The 4,025-nt window shown below is 71.6% G+C and carries 3 protein-coding genes; 1 reads left to right on the forward strand and 2 read right to left on the reverse strand.

From position 1 onward, the window contains the following. Positions 1-175 precede the first annotated feature (175 nt). A complete protein-coding gene (locus tag OG245_RS03085) occupies positions 176-1,369 on the reverse strand; it encodes a cytochrome P450 (RefSeq protein ID WP_371622001.1) in 1,194 nt (397 codons plus the stop codon). A gap of 94 nt (positions 1,370-1,463) precedes the next feature. Beyond that, positions 1,464-2,252 (reverse strand): oxidoreductase, encoded by a 789-nt coding sequence (locus OG245_RS03090; protein ID WP_371627793.1) that lies wholly within the window; start codon positions 2,250-2,252, stop codon positions 1,464-1,466. 313 nt (positions 2,253-2,565) lie between these two features. Here OG245_RS03090 and OG245_RS03095 point away from each other — a divergent pair, with 313 nt between their 5' ends. After that, a complete protein-coding gene (locus tag OG245_RS03095; protein WP_371622002.1) occupies positions 2,566-3,660 on the forward strand; it encodes an NADH:flavin oxidoreductase in 1,095 nt (364 codons plus the stop codon). Positions 3,661-4,025 lie beyond the last annotated feature (365 nt).

Below are 4,025 nucleotides of genomic sequence, written 5' to 3' on the forward strand. Positions count from 1 at the left end.
ACTGCCGTCGTCGCCCGGAGGGCGGCCCTGCGGGGTCAGGTGCGTGCTCGGTGTGCCGGGTGCGGGTCCTCGTACGGGGGACGTACTCGGGCCTGTGCCCGGTGCGGCGGGAGCGCGTGCACGGCGCCGCGGGGCAGGCGGCAGTTCGACGACAGGGCCTGGGGGGCCGCGGACGTCACCAGCGGACCGGCAGCGCGGCCACGCCTCGGATGAGGCGTTCGGTCCGCCACGCGAGCCGGTCCGCTGGGACGGCGAGGCGCAGACCGGGCAGGCGGGTGACGAGGGTTTCGAGGACGACGCGCAGTTCGACCCTGGCCAGTTGCGCGCCGAGGCAGTGGTGGATGCCGTACCCGAAGGTGACGTGCGGGATCTGCTCGCGGTGGAAGTCGATCTCCTCGGGGCGGTCGAACACCTCGGGGTCGCGGTTGGCCATCCCGAGTTCGGCCACCACCGCGTCCCCCGCACGGATGAGCTGCCCGCCCAGTTCGAGGTCCTCGGTGGCGACGCGGGTGAAGCCGGCGGTGGCGCTGATCGGGATGAACCGGGAGAGTTCCTCGACCGCTAGAGGGATGAGCGAGGGATCGGCGACGAGTTGTCGCCAGAGGGCGGGCCGGGTCAGCAAGGTGTAGACGAAGTTGCCGATCTGGTTGGCGGTGGCCTCCTGGCCGGCGGAGAGCAGGCTGATTCCCAGGCTGACCAGCTCCTCCTCGCTGAGCGGATCCTTCCCGCTGTCGGCGGCCAGCTCGCCCAGGAGGTCGTCGGTGGGCTCGGCGCGGCGCCGGCCGATCAGCTCCGCGAGGTAGTCCCCGAGCAGTCCGCGGGAGTGTGCGGACCGCTCGGGGTCGTCCAGGATCAGCAGGCCGTCCACCCACTCGGTGAACCGGTCCTGGTCGGCGGACGGCACGCCGAGCAGCTCGCAGATCACCGTGATCGGCAGCGGCCACGTGAGGACCGCCGCCAGGTCGGTGGGGGTGCCCCGTTCCGTCATGGTGTCGACCAGACCGTTCACGATCTCCTCGATGCGCGGGCGGAGCGCGTCGATGCTGCGTACGGTGAACGCCCGCATCACCCGGCGGCGCAGCCGGCTGTGGTCCGGCGGGTCCATGCCCATGATGGAGGTCGACGGCGGGGCGACGGCCACGGTGCGGGGCACATGGTCGCCCGCGGCGGCGGCGCGGCTGAAGCGGGGATCCGAGAGGACCGTCCTGACGTCGGCGTACCGGGTGACGAGCCAGCCGTCGCCCCCGAAGGGCAGGCGCACCCGGAGAACGGGGTGTTCGCCGCAGACCTCGACCAGCGTGGGGTCCAGGTCGAGCCGGTCCACCGGACCGAACGGGTAGGCCCGTATCTCGTGTCCTGCGGCGGTCATCTTGTCCGTCCTTTCCGGGCTGCCGAGCGTTCGGCCGCGGGTGTTCGGTGGGGTGCCGTCAGGTGCCGGGGGCTTCGCGCGCCGGTGCCGGGGCTCAGCACAGGCTCGCGGTCTTCCCGCCGTCGATGACGACGTTGCTCCCGGTGATCCAGGACGCGCGGGGAGAGACCAGGAAGCTCACGGCGTCGGCGATGTCCTGGGGCTCGCCGAGCCGTCCGAGCGGGATCTCGGCGGCCCATTGTCCGGTGAGGTCGTCGAGGTCTCCGCCGTTCAGTTCGACGATCCGGGTGCGGGCGGTCTCCGACGCCGGTGTCTCGACGTTGCCCAGGCAGACGGAGAGGACCCGGATGCCGTCGGGCGCCAGCTCGGCGGAGAGGCCCTTGCTGTACGTCTCCAGCGCGGACTTGGCGGCGGCGTAGTGCAGGAGGTTCGGGTAGGCCGCGACGGTCGCGATCGACGACACGTGGACGATGGCGCCGCCGCTCGCGCGCATCGCGGGCACGAGGGCCGCGTTGAGCCGGACGGCGGCGAGGAAGTTGATGTCCATCGTGTACTGCCAGTCGTTCTCCAGCTCCAGCACGCTCTGGAACGAGCGGCAGCCGCCGGCGTTGTTGACGACGATGTCCACGCCGCCCAGCAGTTCCAGCGCGGTGTCGGCGAAGTCCCGTACGCCGTCGGGGGTGCTGAGGTCGGCCGTGACGAACGCGGCGCCGGGCGGTGTGTGCGGGGTCTTGCCGCGGGCCGATGTGACGACGGTCGCGCCGGCGTCAAGCAGGTTGCGCGCGATGGCGGCGCCGATCCCGCGGCTGCCGCCGGTGACGACCGCCCGTCGGCCCGCCAGCTCACCGGACGATGTGGAGGTGCTGCCGCTCTCCGCCGCCATGGGGCTCCACCACTTTCCGTTACGTGCCGTCATACGACCGAAAGGGACCGGGTATTGCGATTCGCTGCCACGGTGACGCTGTTCCGCTGGCCCAAATATCCATGCTCCGACCGGCGCGGTCAAATTCATTGTGTCAATGCAATGGATCGCTTTCCGCGATTCAGCGGCACTGTGGTCAACGACGCCGATGTTCGTGCACAATCGTCGGACGAGCGGGCATTCCCCGCGTCGCCCAAGAATTCCCCATCGAATAGGTGACCAGCAAACGTGCGGGAAGCCCGTTCCGACGGCTCCCGCGGCTCGGGAGGACATCATGGCCAGTCTGGACGAACCGTTCACCGTGGGCGGGCTCACGCTTCCCAACCGGATCGTGATGGCCCCGATGACGAGAACGGCGTCTCCCGGCGGCGTGCCCGGTCCGGACGTGGCGGAGTACTACGCGCGGCGGGCGGCCCACCGCGTCGGGCTGATCATCACCGAGGGCACCTACATCGGCCATCCCGCCGCCCCCGCGTACGACGGCGTGCCCGATTTCCACGGCGAGCAGGCCTTAGCCGGCTGGGCCCACGTGGTGCGCCGGGTCCACGAGGAGGGCGGCCGGATCATTCCGCAGCTGTGGCACACGGGGGCGGCGCGCACCGCTACCGATCCGCCCGCCGAGGGCCCGTCCGGGATCGGGCTGGACGGCGCCCCGGCGGGACGGGCCATGGCGCGGAAGGACATCGACGCCGCGGTGGAGGCGTTCGCGGCGGCCGCCGCGCACGCCGCGCGGCTGGGGTTCGACGGGGTCGAACTGCACGGCGCGCACGGCTATCTGATCGATGACTTCCTGTGGACCGGGACCAACCGGCGCACCGACCGCTACGGCGGCGACCCGGCATCCCGGGCCCGATTCGGCGCCGAGGTCGTGCGGGCGGTCCGCGCGGCCGTCGGCCCCCGGTTCCCCGTCTTCTTCCGCTTCTCCCAGTGGAAGCTCGGCGAGTACGGGGCCCGCACCGCGTCGAGCCCGGACGAGCTGCGCCTGCTGCTGGAGCCCCTGGCCACGGCCGGGGTCGACGTGTTCCACGCCTCGACCCGGCGCTACTGGCTGCCGGAGTTCGAGGACAGCGACAGCACGCTCAACCTGGCCGGCTGGATACGCAGGCTCACCGGCAGGCCCACCGTGGCGGTCGGTTCGGTCGGGATGGACCAGCAGTACGGCGAGGGCGACTTCGCCCAGGGCTTCACGGGACCGTCCGGCGTGACGGGCATCGACGAGCTGGTGGCCCGCCTGGAGCGCGACGAGTTCGACCTGGTCGCCGTGGGCCGGTCGTTGCTGGCCAACCCGGACTGGGCGGCGCTGGCTCTCCGGGGTGAGCTGGACCGGGCCGTCCCCTACGACCCGTCCGTCCTGCGGACCCTGGCCTGAGGGGCGGTGGCGCCGAGGGTCCCGGTGGAGAACCGCGCCACCGGGACCCGGGCTCCGGGCTCCGGGCTCAGCGGAAGAAGGGGGAGGGAGGGAGCGGTATCCGTGCCCCTACCCGTCCGTGCCCGTCATTTCCCCGGGGCACATTCCCGATGACCGCATCCGGGATATCCGCCGCGCCCGGCGCGGCGGGCTGATCGCAGAAATGCGCGTCGCACGCGAGAACGGCCGAAACCCCAGGTATTCCGATCGGCCCGGGTTTCCTGGGTTCTCCGAGTTTCCGGGGTTTCCCGGGGTTTCCGGATTTACAGGGTTTCCTGGATGAGGATGCCGGTGACGGCCGGGAAGTGTGCCCTTCGCCTATCGGT

The organism is Streptomyces sp. NBC_01116, assembly GCF_041435495.1.
In the GTDB taxonomy this organism is placed as follows: Bacteria; Actinomycetota; Actinomycetes; order Streptomycetales; family Streptomycetaceae; genus Streptomyces.

Excerpts from the sequence above, each read along its gene's own strand:
- OG245_RS03090 (WP_371627793.1), bottom strand. The coding sequence starts at position 2,252 with ATGGCGGCGGAGAGCGGCAGCACCTCCACATCGTCCGGTGAGCTGGCG.
- OG245_RS03085 (WP_371622001.1), bottom strand. The coding sequence starts at position 1,369 with ATGACCGCCGCAGGACACGAGATACGGGCCTACCCGTTCGGTCCGGTG.
- OG245_RS03095 (WP_371622002.1), top strand. The coding sequence starts at position 2,566 with ATGGCCAGTCTGGACGAACCGTTCACCGTGGGCGGGCTCACGCTTCCC.